This window comes from Actinoplanes sp. NPDC051346 (genome assembly GCF_040682215.1).
Taxonomy (GTDB): Bacteria; Actinomycetota; Actinomycetes; order Mycobacteriales; family Micromonosporaceae; genus Actinoplanes.
Genome location: NZ_JBFBAJ010000003.1, coordinates 296,792 through 318,777, shown reverse-complemented (window position 1 = coordinate 318,777; position 21,986 = coordinate 296,792). Strand labels below are relative to the sequence as shown.

Genomic DNA, 21,986 nt, shown 5'->3' with positions numbered 1-21,986 from the left:
CGTTGCCCGCTGCCCGCGTTGACTGCTGACGGCCGACCTTCGGCGACGGCTGACCGTCCGACCTCCGGCGGTGACGGCTGACTGCCGGCGTTGCCCGCTGACGGCCGCCGCCCGCCCGCCGTCGCCGGCCGTCGCCCGCCCGCCGTCGCCGGCCGTCGCCCGCCCGCCGTCGCCGGCCGTCGCCCGCCCGCCGTCGCCGGCCGTCGCCCGTCGCCGGCCGAAGGCCGAGAGCAGCACCGTTCCAGAGGACCTAGTTGGCGGGGTGATGCCCGCGGCACTTCTTGCTTCGCCGGCGGGGATGTCTGGCGGTGGCTGGTGCTGGGTCGGCGGGGATGTCTGGCGGTGGCTGGTGCTGGGTTGATGGGGATGTCTGGCGGTGACTTCTGCTCAGTCGACGGGGGCGAAGCCTGGCAGCCACTCCTCGAGGATTGCGCGGTAGGGCGCTTTCGCCTCCAGTTGGCAGAGGACGCCGATTGAGCCCAGCGTGACGCGGTGGATCAGCAGGTAGGAGGGGGGCAGGTTGAGCTTGCGGCTGAGCTGGAAGGCGGGCGACCGGGGGCTTGACAGGCGCGCCGCCTCCGAGCGGATCCAACTGCGGGTGAAGCGGAAGTCTGGCACCGCCACCGGCTCGATCATTGGGAGCAGGAACGCGAGGACCGCTTGGGCGTCGAGCTCGTCGTCCGGTTTGATGAAGCCCTCGTCCCGCAAGCCGTCGGCCACGGCGTCGGCGTCGCCGTCGAGGGCGAGGCGGACGAGGCGGCCGATCGGCTCGGGGTGGCCCTCCGGGAGCCGGGCCACCGCGCCGAAGTCGATCACGCCCAGGCGGCCGTCGGGCAATATGCGGAAGTTGCCCGGGTGCGGGTCGGCGTGCAGCAGCCCGGCCCGCGCGGGAGCCGAGAAGTGCAGCGTCGCCATCAGGCGGCCGGCCTCGTCGCGCTCGGCCTCGGTGCCGCCGCTGATGACCTTGGACAGCGGTGTGCCGTCGACCCACTCGGTGACCAACACCTGGGGCGCAGAGGCGACGACCCGGGGCACGTAGATCTCCGGGTCGTCTTCAAACGCGGCGGCGAACGCCTTCTGCGACTCGGCCTCCATCGCGTAGTCGAGCTCCTCGGTGACGCGATCGCGTAGCTCCGTGAGCAGTGGCTTCATGTCCATGCCGGGTTGAATGAGCTTGAACATCCCGGCCAGCCGGCCCAGTTGCTTGAGGTCGGAGAGCAGGGCCTCCCCGGCGCCCGGATATTGCACCTTCACAGCCACGGCGAGCGTTTTCGGCTTGGCGCCCTTGCGCGAGGGCGGCAGCTTCCAGAGCGCCTTGTGCACCTGCCCGATGCTCGCCGCGGCGGCAGGGCTGTCGTCGAACTCGGCGAACCTGTCCCGCCAGTCCGCCCCGAGCTGCTCGGCAAGCGCCTTGTGCACGCTCGCGACCGGCATCGGCGGCGCCGCCTCCTGCAACTTGGTCAGCGCCTGCCGATAGGGCCCGGCCATCTCCTCGGGCATCGCCGCCTCAAAGACCGACAACGCCTGTCCGAACTTCATCGCCCCGCCCTTGAGCTGCCCCAGGACGCTGAAGAGCTGCTCGGCGGTGCGCTGCTGGATGTCGGCGGAGATGACATCGGTGGCGATCCCCGTGACCCGCTTGCCGATCCCCAGCACGGTTCGCCCAGCGAAGCTGAGGGGGAGGGCGGCGAGCTTCGCGGTCCGGGAGGCCGCACGACGCGGGATGTCGGTCACCAGATCATTGTGCCCGGCGCGGCGGCGTTCGACCGCCCCGCGCGGGTCCACCGCGACTTCCTACACAGAAACAACACGGATGGGAGGCCCAGCTCCGCCGTCGGAGCCGCCCCGGCGCCCCGATCTCGATCTCGGCTCCCCGGCTCGCTGGCACCTGCCCGTCGACGAAGTCGAGCACCTGAGCGACGGCGTACGCGGTGGCCGTGAGCACCGTCACCGCCGCACAGGGCTCACCGTCGCGAGGATCGGGCGAGGGCCGGGCGGCGTCCGGATTTCGGTCGTGGCGGTGCAGATCCAAACAGTTCAGGCAGGGTCCACCGATGGCCGGGACCAGCGGACCGATCACGACCGCGGCCTCACGGATCGCCACCGCCAGGTGCGGTTGGCGGCGCTGGCCATACCCGGCGGCCAGCAGCGCGACGGGCTGGTCGTAGTCCAACTGGACGACCAGGTCGGCAACGCCCCGGCGGATCGCCCCGGTCCCGGTCGCGGGAACGGCACGCAGGATGGCGGCGGTAACCGCTGCGCTGCGGGGTGTGCCCACGGCGGAGTCCCGCAGCGGCCCAGCGATCCGATCCTGACGGGTGACGGCGCCGGACAGGTCGGCGTGCACATGACCGATTCCGGACTCGGCCAGGCCGACAGCGATCCCCGCGGCGAGCCGTCCCCGTCCCCGAATGACAATCCGAGCCGCCCGCCGCCGACGCAGAACAGCCGCGGCCGTGGTGTCCGCGCCCACGGGCGAAGCCAGACCGGTCAGATCCGTGATTGGTGAAGGGACTGCGGGCCGCTCGGTATCGCTCTTGGCCGGCGGCGAGCTGGCGGGTGTGCGGGCTGGGTCTGGGTTGGGTGGTGGGTTGGCGGGTGTGCGGGCCGGGTGTGGGTTGGGTGGTGGGTTGGCGGGTGTGCGGGCCGGGTGTGGGTTCGGCGGTGTGCTGGCGGGTGTTCCGGCCTGGCCCGGAATCGGCGGTTGGCCTGGGGGCGGCGCGGCGCGATCTGTGCTTGGCGGTGGGCCTGTGGGTGCGTCGATCAGGTCTGGAACGAACGACGGCCCGGCGGGTGGCCTGGTCGGGTCTGGGGCGAGGACCAGGGCGGCTGCTTCGCCGGACAGCTGCTCGGCGTCGGAGCCCGAGGGGTAGAGGGTGTGTGCCGACACGACCAGGCCGGCACGGGACAGGGAGTCGAGCAGGGCCTCGGCCTCGGCTGGGGGTGCACCGAGCCTGGCGGCACGCCGGAGGACTTCTCGCTGCGATCGGGAACCGTCCAGCAGGGTGAGCAGCCGGGCGGTGGCCGGGTTGGGCAGATCGATCAGCACGGCGCGGGGTGGCCGGAAGCCCAGTTGCAGCGTGGAGCTGCCGTGCCAGGTGCGCAGGAGGCCGGGGAGCAGGGTGGGGCGGGAGAGGGGAGTTCCGCTCATGCTTGACAGGGTGTCACGAGCTCAACTCGGAGCGAGTTGGTTATCCACAGGCACGACGGACGCCCGTCCTCTGTTGTCCACAAGCTGGGGCGAGTTATCCACAGGGGGCTTGGGAGGCGTGAACAACTACTCAACGTGGCGGACTGAACACGGGTTACGACCCGCGCGGGTGAACCGGACAACCTCGGTGCGGGGGGCGCCGCGTGGAGCGGACTCCGATAGAGCTGCCCGCGAAGTGGGGTGCCCTGGGACGGACGCCGACGGGGCTGCCGTGGGCGCGCTTCGATGGGCGGCTGTGGGATGCCCGGGTCGGTGCTCGCCGAGTCCGGCGCTGCCGTCCCTTATGTCCCGCCTGCGGCCCGCCCGCCATCGCGGCGGTGATCCGGTGCGAACGAGGCGGGGGCGGCCATCGGCCGCCCCCGCCTTCAGTAGCGTCCGGTCAGGCCTTCGCCTTGCCCAGGATGCGGTTCACCGTCGTGCCGCAGACCGGGCACTTGCCCTTGGCCATGTTCATGCCGGTCTTCGAGACCTCAACGGTGCCCTGGAAGTCGCGCTTCTCCTTGCACTTCACGCAGTAGCCGTTGTACGTGTTGTCGGCCACGGTTCCTCCTCGTCATGTTGTCGGCCGGGTCGGCCCGATGCCCCGGGATGCGATCAGGTCGGTGACCTGGACCTGCCCGGGGCCCTGCTCGCGGCGACAGGCCGCGATCTGTGTTCGGCGCTGGACCGCTCCGCGACCACGTGGATGTGGCCACCCGCTCGGGGCGGTCACTACCCAGGTCCGGCCATTTCCATGTCAGCGCAGCGTCGGCGGTGACGTCGACGTCGTGAGTGTGCCGGTCGGGATGAGCCTTTGTGGGCAGATACCGGCGGACACGCCGACGAATTACTTCACACCGGCAGAAAAAGGACGTTCCGCGCGGAAAACTTCGCCGTCCGGGATGTGCAAGAAGAGGTGCGCCGAGGCCTGCACGGCAGCGACGACAGCGCGACCAGGTCGAACGACACGGGAAGCTTGCCCGCGACCCCGGCTGGGGCGCCGGAGTTCCTCACCGGCGAGGTTTGAGGCGCGTCGTGGCGGTGAATGGGAAGGTGTAGCGTGGCCCGTTCCGCGTCCGCGTGTTGCCGGCATGCAAAATATTTTCGGATCTTCTGGGGCGAAGCTCACATTTTGGGTGCGTGTCGTTTGCCGTACCCTTGCGGTGACCTGGCCCTGACCGTTTAACGTCGCAATGTGAACCCTAGTCTGGGCCGCGCGAGCCGGTAATGGCCAGGACGCGCAAGCCTGTCGTCGAAGTGCGGCGCAGCCAGCGTCGTCGTCGCACGGTGTCCGCCTATCGTGAGGGCGAGCGGGTCGTCGTCCTCATCCCCGATCGGTTCTCCCGGGCAGAGGAGACCGAGTGGGTCGCGCGGATGCTAGCCCGGTTGGCCGCCCGCGAGGAGCGCGTCCGACGTACGGACAATGAATTGCTCGGTCGGGCCCACAAGCTGATCGCGCGCTACCTCAGTGACCACGCTGGTGACGTCGCGCCCGCGAGCGTGCGGTGGGTGACAAACCAGAACGGTCGCTGGGGTTCCTGTACGCCCGACGACGGCACGATCCGCATCTCGCACCGGATCCAGGAGATGCCGGACTGGGTCATCGACTACGTGCTGCTGCACGAGCTGGCCCATCTGGTCGTGCCGAGCCACAACGCCGCGTTCTGGGAGCTGGTCAGCCGCTATCCGAAGGCCGAACGCGCGCGTGGCTACCTCGAGGGCATCTCCGCCGCCACAGGCCTGGTGCTCGCCGACGACTGATCGGAACGGGACGGCGCCAGGTTGCGGAGATGACCGGGCCGCTAGCGTTCGGGTGTGACCAGACGTGTGGTGGTGGCGCTGCTGAACCCTGTCTCGTGGAGCCCGCCCGGCATCGACCTGGTGCGATGGCGCGCCGCTCTGGCCGAGGACGTGGTCGATCTGCTGGCCCGCCTGGCCCAGGCCGAGCCGGCCATCGCGGCCACCAGCGGGGATCTGTCGCTGGCCCGGGAGGTCGCCTGGCCCGGCATGCCGATCTACGAGGTGCCCTCGCCGACCGTGCTTCCCGTCTTCGCCGCCGCGGAGAAGGACGGTTTCGACCAGGCGGCCGTGCTCGCCGCCGACGCCGCGGACGTGCCGGGCATGATCCTGGGCAAGCTGCTGCGGCCGCTCGGTGGCAAACCCGTCGCAGTTGCCCCGACCGGGCCCGGGAGTGGGGTGCTCGCGGTCGCCGCACGGCTTCCCGTGCCGGAGTGGTTGGTCGACACCGACCTCGACTCGGCCACCCCGATGACCCTGCGCCGCGGTGCGCCGGAGCCCAGCCTCGTGGAATCGACTGCGGACTGGCGGCGGCTGCGCGGGCCGGCCGACCTTGCCACCCTCGACCCGGCGCTGGAGGGCTGGGAGAACACCAGGGCGCTGCTCGGCGGGTGACCCGGTGAGGTGCAAGGGCAGAGCCCCGCACCCCACCGAGCTACGACATCAGGAATTTGATTCTGGTTCGTCGCCCTTGCCCAGGTTGTCGAGTTCAGAGATGTCCCAGTCGAGCTGGCTGCGGGCGAACTTGTCCGGGTCGGCGAAGTCCTCGTCCGTCGGCAGCAGGTCGGGGTGGTCCCACAGCGCGTCGCGGCCCTGCACGCCGCGCGCCTCGGTGACCGCCGACCACAGGGCGCCGGCCTCGCGCAGGCGGCGCGGGCGCAGCTCCAGGCCGACCAGGGCGGCGAAGGTCTGCTCGGCCGGGCCGCCCGCGGCGCGGCGGCGGCGGAACGCTTCACTGAGCGCTGCCACCGACGGGAGCCTCTCGCCCGCCGCGCTGTCGACGACGTGGCCGACCCAGCCCTCGATCAGCGCCAGGGCCGTCTCCAGGCGGGCCAGGCTCGCCTTCTGCTGCGGCGTGTCCTCCGGGGTGAAGATGCCCTCGAGCGCCATCGCCTGCATCGACTCGGGATCGGAGGGGTCGACCCGGCTCATCGCCTCCTCGATCGCCTCGCGGTTGACGGTGATGCCGTTCGCGTACGTTTCCACCGCGTGGAGCACGTGGGCGCGCAGCCACGGAACGTGCTCGAACAGCCGCTGGTGGGCCGCTTCGCGCAATGCCACGTACAGTCTGACCTGGTCCTCGGGGATCTCCAGGCCGTCGCCGTAGGTCTTGATGTTGGACGGGACGAGCGCGGCCGTGCCGCCCGGGCCGAGCGGCAGGCCGATGTCGCCGGCCGATAGCACCTCCGCGGCGAGCTGGCCCAGCGCTTGGCCGAGCTGACCGCCGAAGAGCGCGCCGCCGAGGGTCGCCACCATCGATTGCATGGGGCCGAGCTGCGCGCGGGCCTCCTCGGGCACGAGGTCACCCATCGCGCCCACCATGCGGCCCGCGATCGGGTCGCACAGCTTCTTCCAGACCTCGAGGGTGTTGAAAACCCACTCGTTCCTGTTCCAGGCGGTCGCGTCGCGGACGCCCGAGGGAAGGGAGGAGACCGGGTCGAGCCACAGGTCAGCGAGGCGCAGAGCCTCGGAGACCGCGTTGTGCTCGTACATGTTCACCGAGGGGTCGCCGGTCGCGCTCAGCTGGCTGGCCGCCACCTGGCGGGCCAGGTCCCAGTTGACCGGGCCACTTCCAGGCGCGGCGAACATCTGCTGCAGCTGATTCATGAACTGCTGCATCTGCTGCGGGTCGGAGGGATCGGGCGGCTGGGCGCCCGGCAGGCTGAAGCCGAACGGGATATCAGGCACGTCCCCAACGGTACGCGTGTCGGACCCCGTCGTGCCCGTTGCCGGTGTCAGCTCAGAGAGAACTCAGGGTCGGTTGGTACGGTCACGCGCATGAGACGTCGCGGTGTCACGGTCATCCTCGGCGCCCTGATCACCGCACTGCTGGCAGTCGGAGTCATGGCCGTGCCACTGCCCTACGTGGTGCTCAAGCCCGGTCCGACCGTGAACACGCTCGGTTCGGACAACGGCAAAGAGGTCATCCAGGTGACGAAGGCGCAGACCTCGACCAGTAAGGGTCAGCTCCGGCTGACCACCGTAGGGGTCCAGCCGAGCGTCGAGCTGGTCTGGGCGATCCGCGGCTGGTTCAGTGACGAGCAGGCCGTGGTGCCCCGCGACCTCATCTATCCGCCGAACCGCAGCGAGCAGCAGGTGGAGCAGCAGAACGCCGAGGAGTTCAAGTCCTCGCAGACCAGCGCCGAAACGGTCGCGCTGCGTGAGCTCGGCTATCCGGTGCAGGTCTTCGTGGCCGAGGTGGTCGCGGATGGCGCCTCGGCCGGGATGCTGCGCAAGGATGACGTGATCACCGCCGTGGACGGCACCGCGGTCACCAGCCCGGACAAGCTCACCGAGCTGGTGCAGGCCAAGCCGGCGGGCACCACGCTGGCGATCGCTTACAGCCGGGCGGGCAAGTCCGGCACCGCCCGCGTCACCACCAAGGTCGCCGACGGCAACGACACCCCGCGCATCGGCGTGTCGATAGACAAGAAGCAGCCGCATCCGTTCACTGTCGCCATCGACCTCGACGAGATCGGCGGCCCGAGCGCCGGCCTGATGTTCACCCTCGGCATCATCGACAAGCTCAAGCCCGAAGACCTTACGGGCGGCAAGATCATTGCGGGTACGGGAACGATCGACGACGAGGGCAGCGTCGGACCGATCGGCGGCATCCCGCAGAAGCTCGTCGGCGCCAAGGAGGCGGGGGCGCAACTTTTCCTGGTTCCGGCCGACAACTGCGCCGAAGCCCTGCGCAACGCCGTGCCGGGCCTGCCGATGGCCAAGGTGAAAACGGTCGACGACGCGCTGACCGCACTGCAGACCTTCACCGCCGGGGGTACGCCCCGGCCGTGCACGGTGTCATGAGATATCCACAGGCGCCCGGAGCCGAACAGCGCAACACCCTAGAGTGAAGAACCGGTCTTGAGACTTTGTGGGGTTCACGTTGGTCATGCGTAACAGTCCTCTACCGAGGATGAGCCGGCGCGGTCGCGTGACCGTCGGCGTCCTCGTAGGGGTATTCCTCCTTTTCACGGTGCTGGGCTGGGGCATCGACGCCTATACCGACTACCTGTGGTTCGACGAGGTCGAACAGACAGGCGTCTACACCGGCGTCCTCCTGACCCGCCTCCTGCTCTTCGCCGCGATCGGTCTCGCCATGGCGCTGATCCTCGCGGCGAACCTCTACCTCGCCTACCGCCTGCGTCCGCTGCTGCGCCCGCATTCGGCCGAGCAGGCCACCCTCGAGCGCTACCGCATGGTGGTCCAGCCGCGCCTCGGCACCTGGATCGCCGTGATCTCGGTGGTCATCGGCTTCTTCGCCGGCCTCTCCGCCCAGGGTCGCTGGAAGGAGTGGACGCTCTTCCAGAATTCCCAGACGTTCGGAGTGCGGGATCCGCAGTTCAACGTGGACGTCGGCTTCTATGTCTTTGACTACCCGCTGCTGCGTTACGTGCTCGGGGTGGCCTTCACCGCCGTCGTGCTGTCGGTGATCGGCGCGCTCGCGGTGCACTACATCTTCGGGGGTGTGCGGCTGCAGGGCGTCGGTGACCGGATGACCTCGGCGGCGCGCGCCCACCTGACCACCCTGGTGGCGATCTTCGTGCTGCTCAAGGCGGTCGCCTACATCCTCGACCGGCGCGCGCTGCTGCTGGAGCAGCACGTCTCGCCCGGCCTCTACGGCGCCGGCTACACCGATGTGAACGCCCTGCTCCCGGCCAAGGAGATCCTGGCGTACATCTCGATCGTGGTCGCCATCGCGATCGTCGTGTTCTCCAACGCGGTCATGCGAAACCTCGTCTGGCCGGGCGTCTCGCTGGCGCTGCTGGCGATCTCCGCGGTGGCCATCGGCGGCATCTACCCGCTCGCGGTGCAGAACTTCCAGGTCAAGCCGAGTCTGGCGGACAAGGAAAAGCCATACATCGAGCGGTCGATCGCCGCCACGCGGGACGCGTTCGCGCTCAGCGCCACGGATGTCCGGCCCTACGCGGCGTCCACCACGGTGCCGCCGGCCAACCTGGCGGACAACCCCAGCGCTCAGGCGGTGCGGCTCATCGACCCGCAGCTGGTGTCCCAGGCGTACACCCAGCAGCAGCAGGTCCGCGGCTTCTACGACTTCGGTCCCAAGCTCGACGTCGACCGCTACACGGTCACCGACAAGTCCCAGGACTACATCATCGGCGTCCGTGAGATCAACGACCAGGCGCTGACCGAGCAGCAGCAAAACTGGCTCAACCGGCACACCGTCTTCACCCACGGGTACGGGATGGTCGCGGCGCCCGCCAACCGCATCGTCTGCGGCGGTCTGCCCTACTTCGTCTCCGGCTTCCTCGGCGACGACCAGCAGCCCGGCTGCGCCTCGGACAGCGAGCAGATCAAGGTCGAGCAACCGCGGATCTACTTCGGCGAGCAGTCCACCGAATACGCGATCGTCGGGCAGACCGACGACGCCAAGAAGGTCGAGTTCGACCGGCCGCAGTCGGCCGACAAGAACGCCGAGGAGCGGTACACCTACCAGGGTGAGGGCGGCGTGCCGATCGGCTCGTTCTTCCGCCGACTCGTCTTCGCGATCAAGAACACCGAGAGCAACTTCCTGCTCTCGGACGCGGTGAACGACTCCTCGCGGCTCATGTACGTTCGCGACCCCCGCTCGCGGGTGGAGAAGGTCGCTCCCTTCCTCACCATCGACGGCGACCCATATCCGGCCGTGGTCGACGGGCGGATCAAGTGGATCCTCGACGGGTACACGACCTCGGCGACGTACCCGTACGCCCAGCGGATCAACCTGCAGGAGGAGACGCAGGACGAACTCACCAACCGGGGCACGTTCGCGCTCGCCCGCGACAACATCAACTACATGCGCAACGCGGTGAAGGCGACCGTCGACGCGTACGACGGCACCGTCACCCTCTACGAGTTCGACGACAAGGACCCGATCCTCAAGGCGTGGAACCAGGCGTTCGGCGGCAAGCTCATCACGCCGAAGGCGGAGACGCCCAAGGCGCTGCAGGAGCACTTCCGCTATCCCGCGGACATGTTCAAGGTGCAGCGCAACCTGCTGGCCCGCTTCCACGTGACCGACCCGGCGACGTACTTCTCCGGTCAGGACTTCTGGCAGGTGCCGAACGCGCCGGACAACCCGGACCAGGCGGTCAAGCAGCCCCCGTACTACCTCAACGTGCAGCTACCCGGGCAGGCGGGCACCCGCTTCCAGCTCACCTCGGCGGTGACCCCGAACGGGCGCGACAACCTTGCCGCCCTGATCTCGGGCTCATACGTGGACGGCGAGCCGAAACTCGAGGTGCTCGAGCTGCCGAACCAGACAGCCATCCAGGGGCCGGTGCAGGTCCACCAACGCATGACCAACAACGCGACGGTGAGATCCGAGCTCACCCTGTTGTCCAACAGCAACCAGTCCCAGGTGCTGTACGGCAACCTGATCTCCCTACCGGTCGGCGACGGCATGCTCTACGTCGAACCGGTGTACGTGAAGAGCGGGCAACAGGACGCCGTACCGCTGCTGCAGAGGGTGCTGATGTCGTACGGCGACGGCGGCACGTACGTCGTCCTGGCGGACAACCTCGAGGCCGGCCTCAAGCAGCTCGTGGCCCAGGGTAAGAACCAGCCACCCCCCACCACGACGACGCCGGGCAACACAGGCACCCCACCCAGCGGAACCCCGCCGGCGCTGACCGGGCAACTCGCCCAGGCGGCGGCAGCCCTCGACAAGGCCATCGCCGACGTCAAGGCAGCTCAGAAGTCAGGCGATTTCGCCAAGTACGGGCAGGCGCTGCAGGCCCTCGACACGGCGATGACCAACTTCCAGAACGCCCAGAAGTCCGCCAACACCCCGGCCTCCCCACCTGCCGGCACATCGGCACCACCGTCGACGCCGGCCTCGGCCCCGCCGGCGTCGGCGCCCGCCCCAACACCCAGCGGCGGCTGACGGGCCCGGATTCACGGGACTGCGGGGGCTGACGACCTCCGCATCCCACAGAACCGCGGCGGCTGACGACCTCCGCGCGCATAGAACCGCGGGGCTTACGGCCCTCGCGCGTCTAGGACTGCGGCGGCTACGGCCGCCGCACGACACAGGACTGCGGCGGCTAACCGCCCCGCACGACATGCAGTGCGGCGGGTGATGGCCTCCGCACGCACACGACAGCGGCCCGCCGGCTCACCCCGGCGGGCCGCCGCCATCTCCGCCGTGGCCGCCGCCGTGGCTCCTCGCTCTGGCTGCTCGCTTCGACTGCCCGCTCTGGCTGCCCTAAGCGCGTGCCCCGCCGGGCGCTCGGTAGCCGCGTGACCTGGGTGCTCCTCAATCGCCTGACCTAGGCGTCTTCATCCGCTCGACCTGGGCTCCTTCGGCCGCTCGATCCGGGCGCCATCGACCGCGTGGCCTGGGCGCCCTTCAGCCGCCTGGCCTTGCCGCCTCACTGCGTGGCCTGGGCGCCCTTCAACCGCCTGGCCTTGCCGCCTCACTGCGTGGCCTGGGCGGCTGCGGCCGCGTGACCCGGCCGGCCTTGCGGCGTGGCCTGGCAAGAAGCGGTGTGGTGAGCGTTACGGGGGGTCGCTTTGCGGGCCAGGGGAGACTCGGGATAGAGTGGTGAAACCGACGCGGGGTGGAGCAGCTCGGTAGCTCGCTGGGCTCATAACCCAGAGGTCGCAGGTTCAAATCCTGTCCCCGCTACTAGCGTTATCGCAGGTCAGGACGCGGTTCCCTACGCCAGGGGAACCGCGTTTTTTGATCTTCGTCCGAGCATACTCGCGGAGATCTGTCCTTCAGGTTCTGCTTGTCGATGGGTCGTTGCCGGCGGCGCACTCCAGGCCGTCGACGGCCGAGGCGGGCACGAGTTGACCATCCTGTAGCTCGCGCCGTCGCATAGGAACCTGGCCGACTTGACGGTGCCGGCGTTCACGCCCGGACCGGAGATCGACCACTTGAGCAGGATGGCTACCAGCCTTGACGCTGGTCCGCCCCAGAGTCACCACCGGCGCCTCGAAGCCCCCGAGGTGTACGCGGAGACCACCCAGTGCGTCTCTCCCGGCCTCGCCGGCTGGCGCCCCAGCTGTCGGCTGATCTGCCAGCTTCGCCAAGCGCCGTACATGATCAACGGAACCAGCGTCACCACCAGTACCACGTCGCCGGCCGCCACCGAGGCGACCACCTGCCATATCATCACCGCCACGAATCCCAGCTGGAGTAGCACCACCGGCAGGAGGGACACCAGCAGGATCGCGCGCTCCCCGGCCGATGGGGGCTCCTCCGGCGGTGGCATGGCCGCCCGACCGGCACGTGCGCAAGTGCGGTCGGCAGGCCCACGCCTTCACGGCCTGCCGCCGTGTCCGGGCGGGACACGGCGCAGGACGACCGTCGCCGCGGTCGGCTCGGCCTTGCCGGGCCTCGCTGAGCTGCTCGTCACTTCCCGGTCCGAAGGCGGTCGGGCATCGTGGCATCCGGCGGTCATGGAATCCGTCACACAGGCTCAGGAGCCACGGGTCCGACCCGGCGAATCTCGGTAGCCGACCTCGCCCGTAGCGCCAAAGGCGCCGTTCTGAGCCGCGTCCTCGCCGGGGAGCCAGTCATCGTCAAGCTCCTCACCGCACTACGCGCCGTTTGGCGGCGCAAGTTCGCGGCGAAGATCGCCGCCTACCGGGCGTTTGCCGTTGCCGGTGCCCGCGCCACGGTTGCTGGTTGCCTCGCCGGAGGCCGGCGTGCTGGTCACGAGCCGCATGCCGGGTACGCCGGTGGCAGCCGAGCGGTACCCGAGCGGGCTGACCACCGCCGGCGCGTCCCCGCTGATGGACGCGATACGGGCACTGTGGGACTACACCGAGCGGCTGAACCGGTACCACGACGAATCGGTTACTCACCGGCCATGAGAGCGGCCAGCTAAGCGCGTTGGTTGCGGTAGCCACCCCCATGCGGCTGGCGCACGGCGACCTGCTTCCCGTCAATGTATTGCAAGCCCACGGGCTGTTGTCGGGGGGTATTGGACCTGGCATTGTCGGTCGTTTGCAAGGCGATCGCAGGCGAGGGCGCGAAAGGCGCTTTCGAAGCCGAGCGGGGAGGACGCCACTGGCGACGTTGAGTCAGACCGCGGGCGTCTCGGGAATGCGCCAGGTGATCTCGAACCGCTCGCTGTGAGGAAGACCCGGCGGCCCGATCGGGCCGATCTCTTTGATCAGGTAGCCGAAGACCATGCGGTGCGCCTCCTCCGAAACCTCTTCCCATGTGTCCGGAGTCACGATCATCACCTCGCGCATCAGGCTCAGATCGGCCTCGTTCTCCAGCATCTCAGCCCGGTCTTCCCGCTCCATCGATTCGTCGGCACGCATGGCACGAACAGAGTCCGCGAGCAGGTTGGGCTCACGGCCAAGACGCTTCCGGATCTCCTGACAGCCGTAGTCGTAGGCCGCGTACGCATCTCGGGCCTCTCGGTCGGGATTCTGGTAGCCGTACGGTGCGCCCCGTTCCGCCCCGACGTAGTCACCCTTCAATGTGTGCAGCAGGATCCGCAGCACATGTTCGGCCCCGTGTTCCTCGATGACTCGCGCCATCGCGCGTACCCATTGCTCTTCGGGAATCGACGGCTCGTGCGGGACGGAAAGTGATGGATGGATCTCGATGGCGTTGAAGGGGTTGACCAGGACGCCCATGACCAAATCTGCTGTCCACTTGCCATCGGCACCTCCCCAGCCGCCGGTGACGAGCTCCTGGAAGGACTTAAGCGTGCCGGATTCCCCTTCGCCGATCGCGCGCCACAGCGGTAGGAACCTCGCTATCTCGGACGCCGCGTCTCGGGGTGGTGTACACAATCCGGCCAGGACCATGACGATGTCGTGAACGGTCTCCCAGCGTGGCACTCGCATCCCGTTGACGGCGGAGCGCACGGTCTCGTGGCTCGCACATGACAATAGGTCCTCTCGGTTACGGATGAGGGTGCTCACCTTCCGGTGACTCAACCGGCCTGCCGAGCGATGCAACTCCTGCAACGCATCCGTCAACTCTCCTTGTCGGTCTGCCTTCTGAGTTTGTGTACCGGCGTTGACCAAGAGGGCTTCTCCTCGTCCAAGGTGTCAAGTCTCGTGAGCACAGCAGGGGCCGCGAGTCGGGTCAAGGTCAATATTCGTCAAGTTCGTCGGCTGACCGCCAAACTGTGACTCGCGGCCAATTGAAGAGGTGAGCATGGATGCGGCGCCGATGGAGCGCCGTCGTCCGAGGAGTCGCCGCGCATGCACATCCCTTCCTACGCCCATGACGCGATCCGCGCCGCCGCGTTGCTCAACCTTCCCAGTTCACAGCAGGTCGGCGGCCTCCATTGTTGCCTGTGCGACGAGCCGTTCGGCGAGGGCCGTGCTGCCGTCCCGCTGGGGCCGACACCGAAATCCGGGCTGTGTGGATGCCGATCGTGTCTGACCAGGTTGATCACCCGCGCGCGACGGGACCGGGACGCCGCGCTGGCTCATGACGCCAAGGACGTCCGAGCAGAGGGCGCGTCCTGGAATGCGGTGCGTGAACGCCATCTTGCCCAAGTGGCCGGCGTGCGGCAGGCCGCCGAGGCAGTCGCCGGACTGGTGCGGAGCAACGATACCCAGGCAATGGATATCGCCTGGCTGTTGATCTCGCTTGAGTCGGCGTACAACTGGATCCCCCATGCTCCGGAGCAACCAGCCTCAGTAGGTCAGGAGGATCGGCGGATTCAGGACGAGGCTTTCCGTCTTGACTTGGCCATGATGACGGCGCGGGAGGCAGTGGCGAGCCGGTTGGCTTACCACCTTCTCAACCAGGCCGGTCGGGTGGAGCCCGAGATGTGCGAGGAGTTCGAATGTCCGGAAGGCTGCTTGGGACGTCACGATGCTACGTACATCGACTGTGGAGCGGACGCCGTCTTCGACGACCTGGCGAAGTTCGGCATCGCCCTGGAGCGGGTGACACCCGATCCTCTGGCACCGCGATTCGCGGCCCCCTCGGGGGTTGCCGGCACTGAGCGAAAGCACGGCCGATTCTCGAACGTCGGAAGACAGGCCGCCGCTGCCCTGAGGCACGTCGGGATCGACACCGACGACACGGAGTCCCTGGTTAGCGCGGCGGCGGTCGGCCTGGTCATCGACGCGTGGCGAGAAGGACCGCTGGACGAGGTGTGGGCGGTCGATGGTGGGCTGAACAGCGGGGAGATCCTCGTCCAGAGCGTCGATCTTTACCGTCGAGCCCGCACGGCGCTGGCCACCGCGCGCACTGATGGGCCCGAGGCGCTGCTCGCACTTGTGGCCGTCGCCTCGGACGTAGACCTTCCCTGGGCCGGTGGCACGCGCCTCTCGCTGCGAGCTTTGCCTGGATCGATGGTGGAGTTGGTCCAGCACGTCAACGACCAGGTCTGTTTCACCGCGGAGATGATGCGCGAGCGAGGGTGGCGCGCCGGCCTGTTGCACCGAGCCGCTTCGGCCGCCTTCAAGGCCCCCACCCACTTCGGCATGCCGGGCTGGCCCAGCACCGTCTCCACCGCGATGGAACGCCTCGCCCCGCTGGATCGCTCGGGCGCGCCCGAAGCATTAGTCGACCTCGCGTTTGTGGAGACCTCGTTGCTCGAAGCGCCCGAGCGCTTGGGGGTGGACGCCCTCGACTGGATCTCGCGACTCGTGCCACTCGGCTGGTGAGTCCGGTGAGCTGGGACGACCTGAGCCTGATCATCCTTGCTGCCTTTGGTTGCCTTACGCTCCTGCTGACACAAATCAGCGAAGTGTTGTCGAGGCTTCCGCAGATCATCCGCGCTTGGCGGCAAGTCCGAACTGAGCTCCGTAACGGAACGGATCATGACTGCCATGTCGACACGGATAGCTAAAGATCGGTCGAGTGAAGGAGGCGCCTTCTTCAGGAATGTGAACGTGGATCCGCCGACACGGCAGTCGACGCTTCCCGGGAGCGGCTTTCCGGCTATCACATATAGAACCTCTCCGCCGAGGAAGACGTCTTTTGACGGGAGTGCGACTCGTCCGTCGCGGATTGGCGGCTCGGCGTCTTAACGTGACCCTATGGATTGCGAACAGCTGTCAAGGGGAGACTTTCGTGATGCCGTGCGTTCGATGCGCGCCGCCGAATTCGGCGGCGGGGCAATAGGATTTCTGCGTCCCCGAACGATCGGCGTTGCCCGAACGCGAGCACCCGTCTCATGGCAGCTCTACCGGGCTGCACGGGAAGGTCGCTTGATCTGGCACGGACCGCGATCGTTCGCGATGCTCAGCCGGCCCGCCGATCGCGCGCTCGCGGGGAGCGGGAGGGCGCGCAGATGGATTGACCATCAGTGGCCTGTGATCGTTTTGCTGATCAGTTTCACAGCCTTTCTTCTGGCGGCCTTGGCTATCGTCGCACTGCGTCCGTTAACTGGACCTGCGTTTACCTGGTTCGCTCTGCATATCCTGGAAATCGTCTTCATTTTCGGGGTAACCGCCGACCAGATATTCCATCTCCTCGCAGATTGCTGGCGCGGATTACGGGCGCTGGTGCGAGGGCGCCCCCACGCGGGCCGGATAGCCGCTGAGACGCTGCCGTTCGAGGAATGGACTCTGCGGCTGTGTCACCACGACGAGGTCAGGGGCTCGGCCGCCCTGCTCGCCTCCGTCGACGAGAGGCTTGCCGTCCTGTCCGGCCCCGACACTGCGCTGGCCTGCCCTCGAGACGGCATCACCACCGAGCGGATGCGAATCCAGGTGGCCGACTGGGCGAACGGCCTGCGGATCGACGATGACCAGGAGGTCAATGTGCGTGTTCCACGGAGGCTGCCGGTTCTCCGGAATCGGATCACCGAGACAGGCTCATTCTTCTTTCTCTGGCTTGCGGCACTTGCGGCATTCCTGCTCTCGACAGCTTCCTATGTGGCGGACTGGGAGCGAGCCGCATGTCGCGATTCGTGCGCGGATCGCCCCGCTACGTACGCGTCTGCTCTGGAGTGGGTTGCCTATCGGCTGCTGTGGCAGGAGCCGCCGGGCCTGGCGGCGGGGACGTTCTTCGCCCGGAGTACCGGTCTCATGATCGGCCTCCTATTGCTGGTCACGGCCATGATCGCGGCGGCCGCCACGATCCGCTATGCGGGGTATCGCAACCAATTGCGCCAAGAGCACCGACAGCGGATGCACGAAATCTATCACCGGAACCGGATCCTCCTCGTCGTGGCTACACCGGTGGAAAGAGAGGCGGTCTTGCGGCAGGCTCGTCAGCACGGAGTCGCCGAATCGGTATGCGAATCCGCGGGCGTTCACCCCGTCCACCGTCTCGGCGTGATCGGCGGCACCGAGGTGTTGCTGGCACAGGTCGGTCAGGGTGCGACGGGTCCAGTATCGACGGCCTATAGCCTTCCCGGCATCTTGGATGAGTGGCGTCCAGACTTCGTGATCATGTTGGGAGTCTGCTTCGGACTGGACGAGGGGCGGCAACGCCTCGGGGATGTCATCGTGGCTGAGCAGCTTCAGGTGATCCGTCTTCGTGTCGGAGCGACCGCAAGCCGAGATCGAGGTGACAAGACCACCGCCGGCCATCGGCTGGTCGAGGTGTTTCGTGTGATGGCGCCACCTTCGGGTTTCGGCGTGTGGACAGGTCTTCTGCTGTCCTGGGACGTGCTTGTCGACTCCGCAAGACTCCTTGCGGAGCTGAAAGACCGCTATCCGGATGCGCTCGGTGGCGAAATGGAAGGCTCGGGAGTGTATGCATCGTCTGCGCGTGCCGGCGCAGAATGGATCGTCGTGAAGGGAATCTGCGACTGGGGTCGGGACAAGGATTCAGATGCGCAGGAACTGGCCGCGGGCAACGCGGCCAAGGTCGTCCTGGATCTGATCGCCGCGGGTGCGCTCATGGCACGGCCGGACAGGAATCGTCGTGGCTGGCCGGGCAACGGGCTCGGCGTGCGGTGAGCATCCACGCGAGGAGTGCGACCGGGAGGCTGGCGGCGGGTCACGATGATGTCGGTCCGGCCCTCGCCAGCCGAAGAAGGCGTGTCCCGTCAGGCATTGACGAACACCCAAGGCCAGTACTCCTTGGCCAACGACCATGGGCCGCCGTTTGGAAAGAATGCCCGGCGTCAGTTGGTCGACGAGCAGGACGTGCTTGCCGAGCGCAGTCCGCGGGCGAGACCCGTCGATGCCCAGGTCAGAGCGATTGGAGGGAACGGCGACCCTGGGCAGGGCAGTCGTGAGGTGGCCACAGGCGACCAGGCCCCCGCGGCTCTGCCCGTTCAACGCAGGACGTCGAGGAGCAGTCCGTTGAGGGGCCGGCTGGCGAAGGGCGGTTCGTCGAGCGGAAGGATGGCGAGGGGCAGGATCTCGGTGGGCTGAAGACGTCGCCGGCGGGGGAGAGCGCTGGCGACACGATGGTGGATAAGACCGCAGCCGCGAGCGACGACCTGCCGTCAGGCGATCGAGCACCGGCGATCCCAGTTACCGGCGCGCACATGCCGCGGCGCTCGAAGCCGGCCTCACCTGGGATTCGAAAGCCGCGGCCAATGATGGGCTCGGTTACCAGCTGCCATGACGGACCTGACCGACATTTTGGAGAGGCGACTATGACCGCGTCTTTGGGGATTTGGGCGCACGGCGCGGGCGCCGACGGGGTGATCTATCGCTGGGTGGCGGACGAGGGCCAGGGCGGTGAAGGCTTCGTGTATTTCAACCCGGCCCTCAAGACGTTCCGGCCGTGGGACGGCGAGGTCCCTGAAACCGCACACGCCTACTTCCACTGATCTGAGGAGCGTGGGCCGCTCAGCTCCAGATCCAGATCAAGACACTCCACGGGATCACCAGCAGGGCGGCGAGCGCGAGAACCATGTGACTCGGCCGCCAGCGGGCCGCCGGCGTCAACGCGAGCAGCAGGATCGCCGAACTGCACCAGATGATCCAGAGCCCGCCGAACATGGCCATGGTGCCCAGGGCCGCATGCAGCGCGGCGACGATGAGGCTGGTCGCCGCGAAGGATCGCCAGGTGCGCATGGCCAGGGGCAGGGCGATGGTCGCCACGACGAGCGCGCAGAGCAGGGCTCCGGAGTCGAAGTTGTCGAAGCCGCCGGGCCGGGCCACGGCCAGCAGGCCGTTGAGCACTGCGACCTTCACCAGCAGGCGTCTCCCCGGGTGGGGCTCGCCCTGCCCCGTAGCTATTTGAACGCGTTCAACCATGCCTGGATCCTACGACATGGAGTAAAGGGAGCGCCTCCGCCGGTGGGATCGGGCGAGTGCCGCGCCGATCCCACCGGCGGCCCCCGTCCGGTTAGAGGGCCGGCACCTGGATCTGGGCTGACATCGATTCACCGGCGGCGGAGATGCCACGCAGCACGAAGCCGCTCGGCGTGCCGTCCGCCCACTTCAGCGCCAGGTCCTGTGCGGCCTCCGGGTCTGTCTGGGACCACAGCGACTTGGTGTCGTCGAGCGGTGCGGCGATCGATGGGCGGATCAGGCGGACGCCGAGCCTTGCCCACCCGCCGGCGCGGTCCCAGTTGGACTGGGACACCCCGGGTGGCGCGATGCGCCAGGTCGCTTCGTCGTCGATGACGTGCCAGATCGCCAGGCCCTTGTCGGGCAGCACCGTGTCGTAGGAGGTGCCGCCCCACCTGTTCTCGATGATGAAGTACTCGTTGGGCCGGGCCGGGTTGTAGAGCGCCCAGGCCTCGTTGTTGCGTTCGACGTCCTTGAGGCTGTATCGGCCTGAGCTGAGGATCGGGCGCGGGTGCAGCCAGCCGAGCTTCAGCTTGGACGGCGCGTCGATGTGCGGGGCCTGACCGTCCTGGTCCATCAGCGAATACGCTGCCGACGCGTACGGGTTGAAGTAGTCGAAGTACATGTCGCCCAGGCCGACGATCAGGTGGCTGAGCTCGTGCGCGCTGATGCCCGGGCCGGGCGGAGCGCCGAGGCTCACCTCCGCGATGGAGCGGATCCGCTTGCCGTCGACGGTGATGCCCCGCGCGGTGTTGCGGTCGGTGTAGTCCTCGCCGACGGTTCGGATGAGGCCGCCGCCGTCGCCGTCGCCCGGCAGGATGAACAGGATGGCGAGCTCGTCCTGGTGGACGTCGCCGTCGTTGTTGGTGTCGAACTGGGCGAAGTCGAACTCGGCCGCGGCCTTGCGGATGGCTTCGGCGCCGCTGTCGCGGCCTGGCCTGCCGTCGGTGGGCCAGTATTCCGACGGTGCGTAGTTGCTGTCGTACCAGCCGAATACGCCGGCGTTCTCGATCGTGAACTGGCCGCCGCTGTTCTGGAGGAAGAAGTCGCGGACGCTGCGGGTGGCGCCCAGTACGGACGCCTCGGCCGCCTCCCGGGTCGGGCGCGGGATGGTGGGCTTGTGCGGGTCCCACAGGATCGTGAGGACCTTGCGGCGCAGGTTGCGCTTGTGCTGGACGTTGTTGGCGGCGACCGGCGTGCGGAGCGCGTCGACGATGTGCCGTTCCTGTCCGGCGGACTCGAAGACCACCAGGTGGCCGCTCGCGCCCAGCACGGCGATGCGCTCCGTGCGGGTTCCGGTGGAGGCGCGCCAGGCCACCGGGTCGCCGTACACGAGGTGTCCGGTGGCGGTGGAGAGGTCCGCGACCTGCCAGTCGAGGGTGGGCGCCCACCAGTGCAGGAGCAGCCGGTTGCCGATCGAGCGGGAGACGACCATCTCCGGCGTGGTTTGCAGGGGCGGCGGGGACAGTTTCGCCGAGCCGCCGTTGACGGCCGGTCCCCTGGCGGTCTGGGTCGCGTCGACCGCCCGCCATCCGCCGACGGTCGGCGTCCACCAGAACACCAGCTGCCGTGCGTTGGAGACGGCCCCGATGTGTTCGACGGTCACGCCGTTGTCGACCGAGGTCCAGCTTGTCAGGCCGCCGCCGACCCGCGGTCCGGCCTGCGCGCTCGCGTCCACGAACTGCCAGCGGCTGGTGCGCGGCGACCACCAGAACACCAGCAGCTCGCCGCCGGAGCCGACCGCCGCGACGTGCTCGACGGTGAAGCTGCCGTCCTTGGACTTCCAGGCCGTCAGCGTGTGCGAGCTGAGGGAGGCGCGGCCCGCCTCGCCCGACGCGTTGACCGCGCGCCAGCCGCCACCGCCGGGCGCCCACCAGAAGACCACCAGGCGGCCGTCGGAGGTGACGCCCGCGATGTGGTCCACCGTCGCGTTGCCGTCCGTTGTCTGCCAGCTCGTCAGGCCGTGCGCGATCCGTTGCCCGGACTCCGCCGTCGCATCGGCGAACTGCCACCGGCCGGTGCGGGGCGACCACCAGAATGCGAGCAGCTCGCCGCCGGCGCCTACGGCCGCGACGTGCTCGACCGTGACGTCGCCGTCCTTGCCTGTCCAGCTTGTCAGTGGCGAGTTGGCGCGGACCTGCTTGCCGGCCTCGGCGGACGCGTCGACCACCTGCCAGCCGCTGTTCTGCGACCGCCAGAAGACCACGAGGGCGCCGCTGGTGGTGGTGCCGGCGATGTGCTCGACGAGCCCGCTGCCGGAGCCCGTGCTCCAGGCCGTGATCGGGCCGGTGATCGACTTTCCGGTCTGCGCCGACACGTCCACGGCGGTGGTTCGCGGCGTGGTGATCGGTGCCCGCGCCGCCGCGGCCGCCGGTTTGACCGACGCCTTGGCGGCCGCGGGCTGGTCGCCCACCACTATGGTGACCGCCGAAGCCAGCGCCACCACTGCGGCGAGTGTCGTCCTGCGCGGTCGGAGTCGTCCCCCGCGCTGTATGTGTCCCATCAGATCTCGCCCCTCACGAGTCGATTCGCGCGCGACCGACGTCCACGCGTCGGCCGCGCGTCGTATCCGGGCTGTGCCGGACCGCGGGAACACCGATGCTCGACGTCGGGAGAGCGACAACGGGCGCGAGGTGGGATCGGG

The 21,986-nt window shown here is 68.5% G+C and carries 15 protein-coding genes and 1 tRNA gene; 9 read left to right on the top strand and 7 right to left on the bottom strand.

The window, feature by feature from the left end:
* Positions 1-387: 387 nt before the first annotated feature.
* The 3 genes from AB0M36_RS09760 to AB0M36_RS09750 form a co-directional block, all read right to left on the bottom strand.
* Entirely contained in the window at positions 388-1,734 is a 1,347-nt protein-coding gene (locus AB0M36_RS09760) for an AarF/ABC1/UbiB kinase family protein (protein WP_364154915.1), read from the bottom strand.
* A gap of 4 nt (positions 1,735-1,738) precedes the next feature.
* Entirely contained in the window at positions 1,739-3,151 is a 1,413-nt protein-coding gene (locus tag AB0M36_RS09755) for a hypothetical protein (protein WP_364154914.1), read from the bottom strand.
* 439 nt (positions 3,152-3,590) lie between these two features.
* Positions 3,591-3,752 (bottom strand): DUF5679 domain-containing protein, encoded by a 162-nt coding sequence (locus AB0M36_RS09750; RefSeq protein ID WP_015625326.1) that lies wholly within the window; start codon positions 3,750-3,752, stop codon positions 3,591-3,593.
* Between the two features lie 665 nt (positions 3,753-4,417).
* Here AB0M36_RS09750 and AB0M36_RS09745 point away from each other — a divergent pair.
* Together AB0M36_RS09745 and AB0M36_RS09740 are read left to right on the top strand one after the other, a co-directional pair.
* A complete protein-coding gene (locus AB0M36_RS09745) occupies positions 4,418-4,951 on the top strand; it encodes a M48 family metallopeptidase (protein WP_364154913.1) in 534 nt (177 codons plus the stop codon).
* Positions 4,952-5,005: 54 nt separating this feature from the next.
* Positions 5,006-5,602 (top strand): hypothetical protein, encoded by a 597-nt coding sequence (locus AB0M36_RS09740; protein ID WP_364154911.1) that lies wholly within the window; start codon positions 5,006-5,008, stop codon positions 5,600-5,602.
* 48 nt (positions 5,603-5,650) lie between these two features.
* Here the strand turns inward: AB0M36_RS09740 and AB0M36_RS09735 are convergent, their stop codons facing one another.
* On the bottom strand, positions 5,651-6,895 hold the full coding sequence (locus AB0M36_RS09735; RefSeq protein ID WP_364154910.1) for a zinc-dependent metalloprotease: 1,245 nt from the start codon (positions 6,893-6,895) through the stop codon (positions 5,651-5,653).
* Positions 6,896-6,985: 90 nt separating this feature from the next.
* Here AB0M36_RS09735 and AB0M36_RS09730 point away from each other — a divergent pair, with 90 nt between their 5' ends.
* The 4 genes from AB0M36_RS09730 (at position 6,986) to AB0M36_RS09715 (ending at position 13,030) form a co-directional block, all read left to right on the top strand.
* Entirely contained in the window at positions 6,986-8,014 is a 1,029-nt protein-coding gene (locus AB0M36_RS09730; protein WP_364154909.1) for a PDZ domain-containing protein, read from the top strand.
* A gap of 109 nt (positions 8,015-8,123) precedes the next feature.
* A complete protein-coding gene (locus AB0M36_RS09725; RefSeq protein ID WP_364154908.1) occupies positions 8,124-11,093 on the top strand; it encodes a UPF0182 family protein in 2,970 nt (989 codons plus the stop codon).
* A 670-nt stretch (positions 11,094-11,763) separates the two neighbouring features.
* A tRNA-Met gene (locus tag AB0M36_RS09720) sits at positions 11,764-11,837 on the top strand.
* Between the two features lie 1,025 nt (positions 11,838-12,862).
* Positions 12,863-13,030, top strand: coding sequence for a hypothetical protein (locus AB0M36_RS09715; RefSeq protein WP_364154907.1), 168 nt, complete (start codon positions 12,863-12,865; stop codon positions 13,028-13,030).
* Positions 13,031-13,240: 210 nt separating this feature from the next.
* Here the strand turns inward: AB0M36_RS09715 and AB0M36_RS09710 are convergent, their stop codons facing one another.
* Positions 13,241-14,155, bottom strand: a complete 915-nt coding sequence (locus AB0M36_RS09710; protein ID WP_364154906.1) for a hypothetical protein — start codon at positions 14,153-14,155, stop codon at positions 13,241-13,243.
* Positions 14,156-14,383: 228 nt separating this feature from the next.
* Here AB0M36_RS09710 and AB0M36_RS09705 point away from each other — a divergent pair, with 228 nt between their 5' ends.
* The 3 genes from AB0M36_RS09705 (at position 14,384) to AB0M36_RS09695 (ending at position 18,876) form a co-directional block, all read left to right on the top strand.
* Positions 14,384-15,805 carry a hypothetical protein gene (locus tag AB0M36_RS09705; RefSeq protein WP_364154905.1) on the top strand — a complete coding sequence of 474 codons (1,422 nt, stop codon included), beginning with the start codon at positions 14,384-14,386 and terminating at the stop codon, positions 15,803-15,805.
* A gap of 651 nt (positions 15,806-16,456) precedes the next feature.
* Positions 16,457-18,052 carry a hypothetical protein gene (locus tag AB0M36_RS09700; RefSeq protein WP_364154904.1) on the top strand — a complete coding sequence of 532 codons (1,596 nt, stop codon included), beginning with the start codon at positions 16,457-16,459 and terminating at the stop codon, positions 18,050-18,052.
* Positions 18,053-18,699: 647 nt separating this feature from the next.
* The gene (locus AB0M36_RS09695; protein WP_364154903.1) at positions 18,700-18,876 is read left to right on the top strand and encodes a hypothetical protein; all 177 of its coding nucleotides are present in this window, start codon (positions 18,700-18,702) and stop codon (positions 18,874-18,876) included.
* A gap of 19 nt (positions 18,877-18,895) precedes the next feature.
* Here the strand turns inward: AB0M36_RS09695 and AB0M36_RS09690 are convergent, their stop codons facing one another.
* On the bottom strand, positions 18,896-19,306 hold the full coding sequence (locus AB0M36_RS09690; RefSeq protein WP_364154901.1) for a hypothetical protein: 411 nt from the start codon (positions 19,304-19,306) through the stop codon (positions 18,896-18,898).
* A gap of 91 nt (positions 19,307-19,397) precedes the next feature.
* On the bottom strand, positions 19,398-21,788 hold the full coding sequence (locus AB0M36_RS09685) for a hypothetical protein (RefSeq protein ID WP_364154899.1): 2,391 nt from the start codon (positions 21,786-21,788) through the stop codon (positions 19,398-19,400).
* Positions 21,789-21,986 lie beyond the last annotated feature (198 nt).